The sequence below is a fragment of the Flavobacterium phragmitis genome (assembly GCF_900112575.1).
Classification (GTDB): Bacteria; Bacteroidota; Bacteroidia; order Flavobacteriales; family Flavobacteriaceae; genus Flavobacterium; species Flavobacterium phragmitis.
Genome location: NZ_FOMH01000004.1, coordinates 114578 through 129529, shown reverse-complemented (window position 1 = coordinate 129529; position 14952 = coordinate 114578). Strand labels below are relative to the sequence as shown.

General features: G+C 33.7%; 12 protein-coding genes. 11 read left to right on the top strand and 1 reads right to left on the bottom strand.

The genetic code is table 11. The features are described from left to right. Positions 1-87: 87 nt before the first annotated feature. From BM289_RS08690 to BM289_RS08670, 5 genes are all read left to right on the top strand, one after another. Positions 88-2988 (top strand): DEAD/DEAH box helicase, encoded by a 2901-nt coding sequence (locus BM289_RS08690; RefSeq protein WP_091492506.1) that lies wholly within the window; start codon positions 88-90, stop codon positions 2986-2988. A gap of 75 nt (positions 2989-3063) precedes the next feature. Then, positions 3064-4323 carry a type IX secretion system plug protein gene (locus tag BM289_RS08685; protein WP_091492505.1) on the top strand — a complete coding sequence of 420 codons (1260 nt, stop codon included), beginning with the start codon at positions 3064-3066 and terminating at the stop codon, positions 4321-4323. 79 nt (positions 4324-4402) lie between these two features. Continuing rightward, entirely contained in the window at positions 4403-4789 is a 387-nt protein-coding gene (gene apaG / locus BM289_RS08680; protein WP_008467225.1) for a Co2+/Mg2+ efflux protein ApaG, read from the top strand. Positions 4790-4944: 155 nt separating this feature from the next. Continuing rightward, complete coding sequence (pruA, locus tag BM289_RS08675; RefSeq protein WP_091492503.1) at positions 4945-6570, top strand: L-glutamate gamma-semialdehyde dehydrogenase; 1626 nt, start codon at positions 4945-4947, stop codon at positions 6568-6570. Between the two features lie 331 nt (positions 6571-6901). Then, positions 6902-7633, top strand: a complete 732-nt coding sequence (locus tag BM289_RS08670) for a hypothetical protein (protein ID WP_091492501.1) — start codon at positions 6902-6904, stop codon at positions 7631-7633. A 66-nt stretch (positions 7634-7699) separates the two neighbouring features. On the opposite strand, the gene rsmG is transcribed toward BM289_RS08670, so the two are convergent. After that, entirely contained in the window at positions 7700-8329 is a 630-nt protein-coding gene (rsmG, locus tag BM289_RS08665) for a 16S rRNA (guanine(527)-N(7))-methyltransferase RsmG (protein ID WP_091492500.1), read from the bottom strand. A gap of 107 nt (positions 8330-8436) precedes the next feature. Here rsmG and BM289_RS08660 point away from each other — a divergent pair, with 107 nt between their 5' ends. The 6 genes from BM289_RS08660 to BM289_RS08635 all read left to right on the top strand — a co-directional run bounded on the left by BM289_RS08660 (position 8437) and on the right by BM289_RS08635 (position 14871). Continuing rightward, positions 8437-9531: a fatty acid desaturase family protein gene (locus BM289_RS08660; RefSeq protein ID WP_091492499.1), complete on the top strand. Its 1095-nt coding sequence runs from the start codon at positions 8437-8439 to the stop codon at positions 9529-9531. Between the two features lie 77 nt (positions 9532-9608). After that, on the top strand, positions 9609-10799 hold the full coding sequence (locus tag BM289_RS08655) for a pyridoxal phosphate-dependent aminotransferase (protein ID WP_091492497.1): 1191 nt from the start codon (positions 9609-9611) through the stop codon (positions 10797-10799). 375 nt (positions 10800-11174) lie between these two features. Then, positions 11175-11630 carry a ferritin-like domain-containing protein gene (locus BM289_RS08650; RefSeq protein WP_091492496.1) on the top strand — a complete coding sequence of 152 codons (456 nt, stop codon included), beginning with the start codon at positions 11175-11177 and terminating at the stop codon, positions 11628-11630. A gap of 133 nt (positions 11631-11763) precedes the next feature. Then, complete coding sequence (locus BM289_RS08645; RefSeq protein ID WP_091492494.1) at positions 11764-12357, top strand: hypothetical protein; 594 nt, start codon at positions 11764-11766, stop codon at positions 12355-12357. 32 nt (positions 12358-12389) lie between these two features. Then, a complete protein-coding gene (locus tag BM289_RS08640) occupies positions 12390-12857 on the top strand; it encodes a hypothetical protein (RefSeq protein WP_091492493.1) in 468 nt (155 codons plus the stop codon). A gap of 139 nt (positions 12858-12996) precedes the next feature. Further along, the gene (locus BM289_RS08635) at positions 12997-14871 is read left to right on the top strand and encodes a peptidase U32 family protein (RefSeq protein ID WP_091492491.1); all 1875 of its coding nucleotides are present in this window, start codon (positions 12997-12999) and stop codon (positions 14869-14871) included. Positions 14872-14952 lie beyond the last annotated feature (81 nt).

Here is a 14952-nt window from a genome sequence, read left to right as displayed (position 1 = left end):
TTAAAAAGTTTTCAGAATTGCCCTATTTTGAAAACTTTTTAAATTTTAAATTGCTACCCAAATTACACGCCAACTAAAACTCAAATCTTGGAACCTACAAAATCATTTCAATTTTGCTTTGACATCAGTTTAGAAAAAAACCTCAACACTTATATTCCAACCGCCTACATTGTTGAGCATACTGATGAAATTAAATATCTGGATAAAAAAGCAAGTCCCGGCGTAATGCAAAGCTTCGGGATTGTTTACGATAATTTGGATTCTAATTCAAAAAAAATTCTGACGGCTTGTGAGTCTTTAAAACCTGAATTTATCTTTAAGAAATTCAGCGCCAAAATCAAATCAGCTAAGACGATTGCTGATTTGCAAAAAGATTCCAAAATTGATTTTGCGATTCGTCAGCATTTAAAATTTCATCTTGGGTCCTTTTACGATTTAATTGTAAAAGAGCAATTTCCGTTGTCATTAAATCTCGGACCAGAAAAAGATTTTTATCGTTCACGAGTAGATGTTAGTCCGCTTTATTTTGAACCTCAGATTCAATTCGACAAACACGACGAAGGAATTACCTATACCCTTTCTCTAAAAGAAAACGAAACAGCCTTTTTACCTATGGATAAAAAAGTAGATATTCTTTTAGACGAACCAGGCTGGCTGATTATCGATAAAAAATTAGGCCAGTTAACAGCTCTTAACGCTAAAAAACTGATGCCTTTTTTAAAGAAAAAATCAATTGAAATACCATCAAAATTAGTTGATGATTATTTCAAAAGTTTTATTCCGGAAATCGCTAAAAAAATAGATATTGAATCGACAGGTTTTGAGGTCGAAAGTCGAGATAAAATTATCTCCTGTGCGATTCAGCCGGTTCATGATTTCTTTAAAAACTGTTACTATCTTAATCTTTATTTTGATTATGATGGTTATACTTTTGATGCTTCCAAAACCAAAAAAACGCATTCGTTTGTAGATTTCAGCATTGCCAATCAGCCTAAAATAATTCAGTTTAAAAGAAGTTCTGAAGAAATTTTTTATACTGATAAATTAGCAGAACTCGGTTTAACCATAATCAAAAATGAATTTTACGGATTGGATTCTGAAACCGAAAATCCGGATCCTTACATCAATATCCAATTTATTATTGATCATAAAGAAGAACTGGAAAGCTTAGGTTTTACAATTGAAAATCTGAAAGCCGAAAGCAAAGAAATTATTACTGAAAATTATGTTGTTTCAGCTTCCAAAGAAACTGCTGGAGATTGGTTTGATATTAAAATCATCATTACGATTGGAACGTATAAAATTAATTTCAGCGAAATTATTCCAAACATAAAAAGCAAAGAAAGACTTTTCCAATTGCCTGACGGAAACTATTTTCTGATTCCGCTGGAATGGTTTAGCAAATACAGTTCGCTGGCAAAATTAGCCAAAACAGAAAATGGAAATCTTCTTTTGCGAAAAAGCAACTTTACTGCTTTGGATGCTATTCCGGAAATTAAAGACGATGTAACTCATAAAGCCGAATACAAAGCTTCAGATTTACTGAAAGCTACTTTAAGGCCGTACCAGATTGAAGGCGTTCAATGGCTTTTAGGACATTTCAATTCCAATTTAGGCGCTTGCTTGGCCGATGATATGGGACTTGGAAAAACATTGCAGACTTTAGCGGTTTTGGTTGCGGTGCAAGAACAACTAGGTTTCACAACTAAAACTACCAACTTTGATTTGTTTTCGAACGAAACTACAATAGAAAGAGAACCGCTCAAAACGTTGATTGTTTTGCCTTCTTCCTTAGTTTTTAACTGGTACAATGAATCATTGAAATTCACTCCGCATTTTTCAAAAATGCAATATGTGGGGAATGACAGAAAACAATTAGCAAGCAGATTAGCTACAACCGATTTGATTTTTACGAGTTACAGTATTGTTCACCGTGATATTGCTGTTTTAGAAAAATACGATTTCCGTTATTTGATCTTAGACGAAAGTCAATACATTAAAAACAAAGATTCGAAGATTTTCAAAGCGATAAATAAAATCAGTACGGCTCATAAAATTGCATTAAGTGGTACGCCGATAGAAAATTCGCTTGACGATTTATGGTCGCAAATGCAGTTTATAAATCCGGATATTTTGGGGAATTATAAATTTTTCATGGACAATTTTAAAACTCCAATTGAAAAAAGACAGGATGAAACTATTTTATCAGAATTAAAAACTCTTGTTCAACCTTACATTTTACGAAGAACAAAAGAACAGGTTTTAAAAGATTTACCTGAATTATCAGAGCAGATTTACTACTGCGAAATGGATCCTGAACAGGAGAAATTATACGAAAAAGAAAAATCGAAAGCCCGTAACTTTTTACTCAAAACAGATGGCTCAAGTCCGGATAAAATTAGTATTATCAATACGTTGATGAAACTGAGACAATTGAGTAACCACCCGAAAATGGTTGATCAGGAATCTGAAATTGATTCCGGGAAGTATATTGCGGTTACCAATTATCTGGAAACTTTAGTCCACGAAAAACAAAAGGTCATTATTTTCAGTTCATTTGTAACCAATCTTGGATTTTACACAGACTGGTGCAAGGAAAACAAAATCCAATATTGTGAAATTACGGGAGAAACTCCAGCCAATAAAAGAGAACAACAGGTAAAAGTATTTCAGGAAAAAGAAGAACCATTGTTATTTTTCATTTCGCTGAAAGCGGGAGGCGTTGGTTTAAATATTACGAAAGCTTCTTACGTTTTATTTTTAGATCCATGGTGGAATCCTTTTGCCGAAAAACAAGGAGTTGGACGAGCACACAGGATTGGACAATTGAACAAAGTAAATGTGGTTCGTTTTATTTCTAAAAATACGGTTGAAGAAAAAATCATCAAACTACAGGAAAACAAAAAACTGTTGTCTGATTCACTTTTAGAAGAAAGTTATATTAATGATGAAATTGAAGCCAATCTAGAATACATCTTGAACTCTTAATAAGTTAAACCAATAAATCCGACTGTTTTTCGTTGTATAAAATTGTTATATTTACAATCTTACAACATAAATGGGATGTCAAAATTTTTATATCAGAGCCTTTTATTTTTTTTCTTCTATAGTTCGATAACTGCTCAGCAAATACAAAACGAGGTTGAACCTCCTTATAATATTAAAACCGTTTCTTTTGTTCAAAACGGAAGCAATGTAGTTCCTATTTTTGAATTAGGTTCTTCGTTTGCTTTTCAGTTTGATGATTTATTTGGTAATGAAGCCAATTACTATTATGAAATTCTTCATTGTGACTATGACTGGAAGCCAACTGCTATTCCGAAAATAGATTATATTAACGGTTTAGATAATCAAAGAATTAATGATTACTCTAATTCCTTTAATACACTTCAGATTTATTCGCATTACAGACTTTCTTTTCCAAATCAGTTTACAACACAATTGAAGCTTTCCGGAAATTATATGCTACGAATTCTAAATGAAGACCGAGAATTAGTACTTTCAAGAAAGTTTATTTTATACGAAAATCATTCAACCGTAACCGCTCAAGTAAAAAGAAGCCGAAACCTGAGCAACATTGATTACAAACAAAATTTAGATTTTGCGATTTTATCTAATGATATAGCATTTCAGACTCCTTTACAGAATGTAAAAGTTCTTTTATTACAAAATGGAAATTTTAATACAGCAATAAAAAATATTGTACCACAATATACTATTGGCAATCAACTGGTTTATAAATACGATAAAGAAACTCAGTTTTGGGGCGGAAATGAATTTTTATATTTTGAAAACAAAGACATTCGGGCCGCCAGTAACAATGTTGCTAAAGTAGGTTCTAACGGCGATATTTATAATGCTCATTTGTATACTAATGCTGCAAGAGGCAATCAGATTTATACGAATTATGAAGATGTCAACGGAAACTTTGTTGTCAAGAACATCAATGCATCAAATAATGACATTGAAGCCGATTATGCTTGGGTTTATTTCACTTTATCTGCTCCAGCATTCCGATTAAACAAAGACATTTACATTACTGGAATGTTTAACAATTATAGTCTTTCGCCAGAATATAAAATGGATTACAACACTGATAAAGCCGTTTTCGAAAAAGCCATTATGATCAAGCAGGGATTCACTAATTTCCAGTTTACTGTTGCCGACAAAAAAGGCGTTATTGACAACGAAAATGCTATTGACGGAAACTTTTATCAGACTGAAAACGAGTACACCATTCTGGTTTATTATAAAGAGGCAACAGATCGTTATCAGCGCGTTATTGGTAAAGGAAATGCAAACTCTATCAATATAGTCAATTAAAACAATGTTAAGGTTCTAGATTAAACGATTTTTTTTCTTAACTTTGCCACTATAACAACCACATATATACTGCGTTAGTATGGTTTCTCAAATTACACGAGGCATAAAAATATCTGTTTTGACTAGTTTTGAAGGTACTTACTTCAAGAACTACAAGATTCACTTTGCTTTTAGTTATGTAGTTACGATTGAAAACCACAGTAAAGATTCTGTGCAGTTAACTTCACGTCACTGGGAAATTTTTGATTCTCTAAACGATCTAGAAGTAGTAGATGGTGAAGGCGTAATTGGAAAAAAACCAGTTTTAAAACCGGGAGAAAATCACACTTATAGTTCCGGTTGTTTATTATCATCTCCTTACGGTGCTATGAAAGGTCATTTTAATATGATCAACTTTACTACCACAAAAACATTCAAAGTAATTGTTCCTACTTTTAGGATGTGCGCTCCTTTTGCTTTAAATTAAAGACATCGCTTTAGCACGATTCTTTTTATCGTTATCTTAATCATAAAATTATCAATTTATTAATTTATCCTTTGTACTTTTGTGCAGCGTTAGATTATTCGTAACAAATCAAATTTTCTAACTATAAATTATCTAATAATCTAATTTTAAATAACATGCTTAAAGGATTTTTTCATGTACCAAAAGCGGTAAACGAGCCTGTAAAAGGATACGCACCGAACTCACCAGAAAAAGCAGCGGTTCAAGCGGCTTATACCACGATGTGGAATTCTCAAATTGACGTTCCTTTATATATTGGAAACGAAGAAATCAGAACTGGAAATACAAGAAACATTACTGCTCCACACGATCACAAACATATCGTTGGAAAATACCACTTAGCTGAAAAGCAACATATTGAAAAAGCGATTGCTAATGCACTTGAAGCAAGAAAAGCATGGGCAAACATGGCATGGGAACAACGTGCTGCTATTTTCTTAAAAGCTGCCGAACTTATCGCTGGACCATACAGAGCTCGTATCAACGCTGCTACAATGATTGGTCAATCTAAAAATATCCACCAAGCAGAAATTGATTCTTCTTGCGAATTAATCGACTTCTTAAGATATAATGTTGAGTTTATGACTCAAATCTACAACGATCAGCCAAAATCAGATTCTTCTGTTTGGAATCGTGTAGAATACAGACCACTAGAAGGTTTTGTTTACGCTATTACTCCATTTAACTTTACTGCTATCGCAGCTAACCTTCCTGCAAGTGCCGCTATGATGGGTAACGTTGTAGTTTGGAAACCAAGTGACAGCCAAGTATTTTCTGCCAAAGTTATCATCGACGTTTTCAAAGAAGCTGGAGTTCCAGACGGTGTTATCAACGTAGTTTTCGGAGATGCTTTAATGATTACAGATACTGTTTTGGCAAGCCGTGATTTTGCTGGTGTTCACTTTACAGGTTCAACTCACGTATTCAAAGATATCTGGGCTAAAATTGGTGCAAACATCCACAATTATAAAACGTATCCAAGAATCGTTGGAGAGACTGGAGGTAAAGATTTCATCATTGCACACCCAAGTGCAAACGTAAAACAAGTCGTTACAGGAATTACTCGTGGTGCTTTTGAATTCCAAGGTCAAAAATGTTCTGCTGCTTCTAGAGCTTATATCCCACAAAGTTTATGGCCAGCTGTAAAAGAACAATTAATTGCTGATGTGAAATCTATGAAAATGGGTTCTCCAGAAGATTTTGGAAACTTCATTACAGCAGTAATCCACGAAGGTTCTTTTGACAAATTAGCTAGTTATATCGATCAGGCGAAAAAAGATGCTGACGCTGAAATTATCGTTGGAGGAAATTATGACAAATCTGTTGGGTATTTTGTTGAGCCAACGGTTATTGTAACTACAAATCCAAAATATACGACAATGGAAACTGAGTTGTTTGGACCTGTTATCACAATTTATGTTTATGAAGATGCTAAATGGGAAGAAGCTTTAGAATTAGTTGATACTACTTCTGAGTATGCTTTAACTGGAGCTGTTTTCAGCCAAGACCGTTATGCTATCGAAGTTGCTACAACTAAATTACAAAATGCCGCAGGTAACTTCTATATCAATGATAAACCAACCGGAGCGGTTGTAGGAATGCAACCGTTTGGTGGCGCAAGAGCTTCAGGAACTAATGATAAAGCGGGTTCTGCATTAAACTTACTACGTTGGGCTTCTCCAAGAACTATTAAAGAAACTTTTGTAACTCCAGAAGATTACAGATATCCATTTTTAGGATAATTTCTATTTCAAGTTTAGATTTCAAATTTTGGAATCTGTCAATATAAAAAGCCGAATCTTTTGAAGATTCGGCTTTTATTTTTTTCTTTTCACATTCATTTTACACCGTTTTTTTTTAGTAACAAGACATAAAAAAACAAATTACCTACATTAAAACAACCCAAACACAGTTTTGTAGTAATTTTCCTATTTAATTGATTGCCAACCATATAGCTTCTTAGAAAAACTTATTTTAATACTTTTAAAACCTCTTGTTCCTTTTCAAAAAAAAACATCATAATACATTTGTTCTACCAAAATCAATTAGTATTATTTAAACATTTTTAAACTTATGAGAAATTTAAACAATGTTCCTAAAGTCATTTTAGAATCAAAAAGTATTGGACACGCTATTGATTTTAAATGGAATAAAAAGAAAATAAATGAATTATTAGATCCTTTTGAAGAAAATGAAGATCTCGAGAATTTACTAACTCAAATAAATCATAAAGCTTCGGTTGGACTAGCTGCCGCCTTATTAGAATGGATTTATTGGCGCTTTACTGGATATACAAAAGATACAAACGATACCCAAAAACGCATTGAGGCACTTTGGTGTTCTGTTGATAATCCTGAACAAACAAATCCATTGTTATTTGATACCGATTTTGAAATTCCAGCTTCAGGTTGTGTTAATGGAGCACTTTGGATCGCCCATATGAATGTTAGAATGATAGATACTCTATATAAAAAGGGTTCTTATCATCTTCAGAACGAACTTATTGGGCTAGTACTATTAGTGCGTCATGTCACTCCTAAAAAGAAAGTATTTGATCATTGGTTTAATCGTATTATGATAGAGCTTATTTGTTTATATCCTTGTGAATATCAAAATTTAGATTTAAACGAAATAGATGAAGAAATATACGATTCTTCCAACGAGCCTGTAATATGCCGTGATTTCTTCTTTGATTCAGAATTTAAGGCTACTACTGAAGCATCTAAAAACGCAATACATAGCTTTATTGACAATTTAAATTATCAGGCAAACCAATTTTTGAATCTTTCAAGAGTACATTCTTAATTTTTAATAGTTTTTATTTATTCAAAAAAATAACCCGGAGAGTAAAATCTGCCGGGTTGTTTCTTTTTAAGGTTTAAATTTCAAAGGAAGATGTACCACCTTTTTAGTTTCAAAAAACTCATCTTCAAAATGATCTGCCAAATCATATAAGGTGGCATTTGGAAAATCTTTTAATTCCTCTGTCAAATCACCGCCTTTTAGATAAAGGATACCGTTTTTCAATTTATGTTTATGCTGTTTCTTAATCTTGTCTTTTATCCAAGAAACAAAATCCGGCATATTGGTAACGGCACGGCTTACGATAAAATCAAAATCCCCTTTAACCAATTCTGCACGTTTTTGCTCTGCTTTTACATTCTTTAATTCCAATGCATCTGCAACTCCTTGCACTACTTTTATTTTCTTCGCTATAACATCAATCAGATAAAAACGCGTTTCAGGAAAAAGAATTGCCAATGGAATTCCTGGAAAACCACCTCCTGTTCCAACATCCAAAACAGTTGTTCCAGGTTCAAACTTCATAATTTTAGCAATTCCTAACGAATGTAAAATGTGTTTTGTATATAATGAATCGATGTCTTTACGAGAAATAACATTGATTTTCTCGTTCCAATCGTGGTATAAAAAGTCTAATTTTTGAAATTGTTCGATTTGAAGATCGGTCAAATTGGGAAAATATTTCAATATCTCATCCATTGCTGTAAATTTTTAACAAAAGTACTACTTTACGATTGAAATATTTAACTCAAATTTGCAAATTGAGAATTTATAATAATTACCTTTGAAAACTATTTAAATTAATTATGAATAACACGGCTCCGACATTTGCTAGGCAAGACAATCTGAAGTTCTTCAGAACACTTAATTCTCGGGTAAACAATTACTTCAAGGAAAATAATATTCAGAAAACCGGAAATTGGAAATTACACCTAAAAGCTGTTATTCTATTTGCTGTTTTCTTAACTCCCTATTTTTTAATCCTTACACTTGACATGCCTTTTTGGTTAATGCTGTTGCTATCAATTGTAATGGGCGTTGGAATGGCGGGCGTTGGAATGAACGTCATGCATGATGGAAATCATGGTTCTTACTCCAATAAAAGCTGGATTAATAAATTTATGGGCGGAACCATTTATGTTTTGGCTGGAAATGTGTACAACTGGCAGGTACAGCATAATGTATTGCATCATACTTATACTAATATACCAGGACATGACGAAGATTTAGATGCTGGAAGAATTATCCGATTTACAGAACATGCGGAATGGCATCGTTTTCATCGTTTTCAGCATTATTATTCTGTTTTCTTATACGGTTTATTGACTTTTAATTGGGCATTAACAACCGATTTTAAGCAGATGAGAAATTATTTAAAAAGAAAATTGTCTTACGGAGAACCAAAAAATCCTAAAATTCTGTGGACTACTTTAATTATCACTAAACTTATCTATGTTTCAATTTGGATTGTTCTACCAATGGTAATCGGAATTACATGGTGGAAAGTACTTATTGGATTTTTCGCAATGCACTACACAGCAGGATTAATCTTAAGTATTGTATTCCAATTGGCACACGTGGTAGATCATACTACAAATCCAACTCCAAATGATTTAGGAGAAATGGATAATACTTGGGCTATTCACCAATTGTATACTACAACTAATTTTGCACCAAAAAATGCAATCGTAAACTGGTACACTGGCGGATTAAATCATCAAATTGAGCATCATATTTTCCCAAATATAAGCCACATTCATTACGGCAAAATTGCAAAAATCGTAAAAGAAACTGCAAAGGAATGCAACCTGCCCTATTACGAATACAAAACAATGCGAAGTGCTGTTATTGCTCACTTCAAGCATTTACGTGAGTTGGGAATGAAGCCAGAATTAGCATAAAAACTAAAAAAAAATCTATTAATAATTAACCTTCCTTAAACAACACAGCAAATTTAAGGATATTCAAAATTTTTATAATGAATCATATTCTTTCGGACAGAATCAACAACCTTGCGACTTCGCAGACATTAGCAATGGCCGCTTTGGCAAGAGAATTAAAAGCACAAGGAAAAGACATTATCAGTTTAAGTTTAGGCGAGCCTGACTTTAATACACCAGATTTCATCAAAGAAGCTGTTAAAAAAGCAGTAGACGAAAATTATAGCACCTATTCTCCAGTAGAAGGTTACCTTGAATTGAGAGAAGCAATTTGCAGAAAATTCAAAAGAGACAACGGATTAGATTACAAACCAACTCAAATTGTAGTTTCTACAGGAGCAAAACAATCTTTATACAACATTGCACAAGTAATGTTAAACGATGGTGACGAAGTTATTTTACCAGCACCATACTGGGTTTCTTATTTCGAAATCGTAAAACTTTCTGGCGGAGTTCCTGTTGAAGTTCCGACTTCTGTAGAAACTGATTTCAAAATGACACCAGAGCAATTAGAGGCTGCAATCACACCAAAAACAAAAATGATGTGGTTCTCTTCTCCATGCAATCCTTCAGGTTCTGTTTACAGCAGAGAAGAGTTAACAGCTTTGGCAAAAGTGTTGGAAAAACACCCAAATATTTACGTAGTTTCAGATGAAATTTATGAGCACATCAACTTCTCAGGAACTTTCTGCAGTATTGGTTCAATTCCGGGAATGTTAGACAAAACGATCACTATAAACGGAGTTGCAAAAGCATTCGCAATGACTGGATACAGAATTGGTTACATTGGAGCACCAGAATTCATCGCAAAAGCGTGTACAAAAATTCAAGGGCAAGTAACATCTGGAGCAAATTCTGTTGCACAAAGAGCTACAATTACAGCTGTAGATGCAGATCCAAGCGTTTTAAACCACATGGTTCAGGCTTTCCACACACGTCGTGATTTAGTTGTTGGATTATTAAAAGAAATTCCAGGCGTAAAAATCAACGTTCCAGAAGGAGCATTCTACGTATTCCCAGACGTTTCTTCTTTCTTCGGAAAAACTTTAAAAGGACACGAAATCAAAGATGCGAACGATGTTTCAATGTATCTTTTAGCAGAGGCAAACGTTGCAACAGTAACTGGAGATGCTTTCGGAAATCCAAACTGCATTCGTTTCTCTTACGCAACAAGCGACGATATTTTAAAAGAAGCATTACGCAGAATCAAAGAAGCTTTGACTGCATAAACATATTCTAAGTTTTATTAAAACGGCTTAAGGTTCAAAAGTTTCATCACTTTTATTACTTTAAGCTGTTTTTTTTTATGGACTTAATTGGGGCGTGTTCGCCGCGGCGAATCGGGCTATTCGTTACAAGTCCTCGCACTTCCTTCGTCAGGCTGTGGGCTTTCCACTGCTATCCCTCACGCAAACCGATAAGCGAGATAATCCATTTTCAAAAGAAAAAAATCCCCAAGATCTGCCAAATCTGCGAGAAATACCAAATAGGCCTTTCAAAATTCCCATTCTACAATATTATAAAATCCCGATTGTAATCCTGTAAAACAAAGCCTGTTATAAATTACAAACTTTGTAACATATTAATTTCAAAAATTATGTGTCATGATACATGCAGAAGAAACCACAACAGAAACAATTAAAACATTAGAAGGATTAATTTCTATTCTTGAAGACGGAAAACTAGGATACACCAATGCGGCAGAACATGTAGAAAATCTAGCCATGAAAGCCGATTTTCTTGATTACGCCCGCGAACGTGCCCTATTCATTGTAGAACTGCAAGACGAAATCAATAAACTTGGTAAATCTACAGATACATCTGGCGGAGGTCCACTTGGGGCTTTACACAGAACTTGGATCGACATTAAATCTTCTTTTACAGGAGGTGACACAAAAGCAATTATCAACGCTTGTGTTACGGGTGAAGAAGCTGCAATTGAAAAGTACAAAGCAGCACTCGAAGAAAATCATCTTGAACACAGCCAAGTTTACATTGTTTCAAAACAATTAAACAGCATTCAAAACACTTTATCACAAATTAAAATGAGAGCTAATTAATATCATTTAAGCTTTTTATTTTAGAAAACTGCTTAGTCTATTTATAGATAAGCAGTTTTTTTGTTTTTTGTTAAAACTGAAAAAATAATACTATTTTAGTTGCAACCAATTTCTAACCAAAAAGCTATTTTTTATGACCTTAAAATTACGCAGTATTTTTACTTGTACTATTTTTATTTTTTTATTTTCCACCCAAACAAAAGCACAAACAACAGGCAAATTTATTAAAGCATCTATAGGTTACGGATCAAGCGCTTCCTATTATATCGAAGATTATGGAAGTCAAGATGAAGTAGATGTTATGGGAGGCGGTCTTTATCTTCAGGGTGAATACATTATAGGAATAAAATCATGGTTTAGCTTAAGACCCTACGCTGGTGCCATTTTTGAATCTGTTGATAAAAATCAAAACGTACAGAATCAACCTCAATATAAAGTAACAACTAATGCGTTTTTAATGGGAGGAAAAGTTCGTATTTGCGCACCAATTCCATGGGTTGCCCCATTTATTGAAGGTGGAATCGGAACGTCGATAGGTAAATTTGAAACTTTTACACCAAACGTCAATTTTAATAAAAGCACTATTTTAATGCATATTCCTTTCAGTTTAGGATTAGCAGTGGGAAGACATAATAGTTTCGAAATTGGTATTTCTGGATACTTTCATCCAGCTGCAAAACAATCAACTGGAGTATTTGCTGTTGGATATACTTTCCCATTAGATTAAAAAAATATTAAACAATAAAAAAACAACACATTATGAAAATTTCAGCTATAATATTTTCATTTCTTTTCATTGTTCAAGTTTCTTTTAGCCAGACTAATTCAATTGAAAATCCTCCCAAAAGAACTTGGAAAATTTTAATAAAAAATGGTAAATCTGCTGAGGAAAATTTTACATTGGTTGGGAAAACGATATTAGAGAATGATTTTCAAATTGAAAAAAAGGACAAAGAATTTTTATCAATTCAAACATCACCAAAAAATTTAAAAAAGTTAAATGCTCTTTACTACTTAAATTTTCTAGTAAAAGACAGTTTAATAATTTTGACCGGAATGTCAAAAATTAACTTATCATTAAATTATGGAGGCGTTACTTCTGAAAGTTCATATGATAAAATAATTAATCAAGGAATGAGGGGTTCTGTAGCTAAAGAATCTTTCAACGAAATGTGGAAATTTGCAGGATTAATTCCAAAATCGGAATACCAATTCATTACTGATTAACTTAACAAATCTAATTTAACCACACCATATTAAGTTAACAATTTCAAAAAAATCGCCTCATCGCTAGCAAACTCGAATAATTTATTAGACCTTTGCACACTTTTTTTCGGGAATACCACAAAAGTCTAAAGTTTTAGTAATGAAGAAGAAAATCGAAATATTAGCTCCTGCTAGAGATTTAATTGGAGGAATCGCAGCCATAAATAGTGGTGCCGATGCTGTATATATTGGTGCACCGCAATTTGGAGCACGTTCAAATGCAAACAACTCTATTGAAGATGTTGCCGAACTGGTAAAATATGCGCACTTATTTAACGCTCAAGTTTTTGTAGTTATCAATACCATTTTATATGATAACGAATTAGAAACTTGTCGCGCCATGATCTGGGAATTGTACGATATTGGTGTCGATGCCTTGATTATTCAGGATATGGCGATTATGGAAATGGACTTGCCTCCTATCGTACTTCACGCCAGCACACAAGCTAATAATCGTGATGCAGATAAAATTAAATTCTTAAAAGACGCTGGTATTAAACGTGTAGTTTTAGCACGTGAATTAAACTTGCATCAAATTAAAACAATATACGACCACGCTGATGTGGAATTAGAGTTTTTCGTAACGGGAGCATTATGTGTATCCTTCAGCGGAAACTGTTATATGAGTGTGGCAAACGGAGAACGTAGCGCGAATCGTGGTTCTTGCGCTCAAAACTGCCGTTTACCATATAACTTAATCGACGGAAACGGAGATACTTTAATCAGAAACAGTCACTTGCTTTCGATTAAGGATTTAGATATTTCAGATCAGATTCCAAATTTGATCGAGGCCGGAATCGTTTCTTTCAAAATCGAAGGTCGATTAAAAGACGTAGCTTACGTTAAAAACAACGTATCTTATCTTCGTCAAAAATTAGATAGTTATTTAGAAGGTCCAGGAAGCGATAAATACACAAAAGCTTCTTCTGGAAAATGTACTTATACTTTTGATTCTGCATTAAACAGAACTTTCAATCGTGGCTATACTGATTATTTCGTAAACGACAGACACAGTTCAATTGGTTCTTGGGAAAGCCCAAAATCAAAAGGACAATACATTGGTAAATTAATCCGAACTGTTGGCGGTGCTTACGAAATCGAAAACGGCGAATTATTAAACAACGGTGACGGACTTTGTTTCATCAACGAAAATAACGAAGCCGACGGAATCTACGTAAACAAAGCGGAAAACGGAAAAGTATATCCAAACGTTTTAAAAGAAATCAAAGACGGAACTTTCATTTACAGAAACAACGACGCCGCTTTCATCAAAATCGTTGAAAGAGAAGACAGTGCCGTTCGTAAATTAAGCACCACTTTATTGCTTACAGAAACGGAAACTGGTTTCCAATTAATCGCAACCGATGAAGACGGAAATGTAAGCACAGTAAATTTAGAACATCCAAAAGAGCAGACAAAAACGGGCGAGTCTATAGAAGAAAACATTAAAACGCAATTAGCAAAAACAGGTTTCACGCCTTATACAGCTGATGAAATCAACATTATGTTTTCTCAAAACTGGTTCCTTCCTATTTCAAAAATCAACGAAATGAGAAGAACGGTTTACGATCAGTTGACAGAAATTCGTCTGGCAAATTACGTTCGTGAAGAGCACCAATTGGTAAAAACGTCACATCCTTATCCAGAAACTAAACTGGATTTCATGTACAACGTTTCGAACAAAACGGCTCGTAAATTCTACGAACGCCACGGTGTTACCGAAATCGAAAAAGCATTCGAATTACAATGGGATCCAGGAAAATCTCGTGTAATGACAACTAAATATTGCATTAAATACGAATTGAAAAAATGTCCAATTCACCAAAAAGACATCGTAGGCGTTAAAGTAAAAGAACCTTTGGTTTTGAAACAGGGAGAATTAGAATACAAACTAAAATTCAACTGTAAACCCTGCGAAATGGAAATCTGGGAAAAAGATGCCGAATTTGAGATTGAAGAAGATCATTTTCATTGATTTTTTACCACAAAGATTCACAAAGAAATACACAAAGGTTCACAAAGATTAATTTTAAAATCTTTGTGAACTTTTTTATTT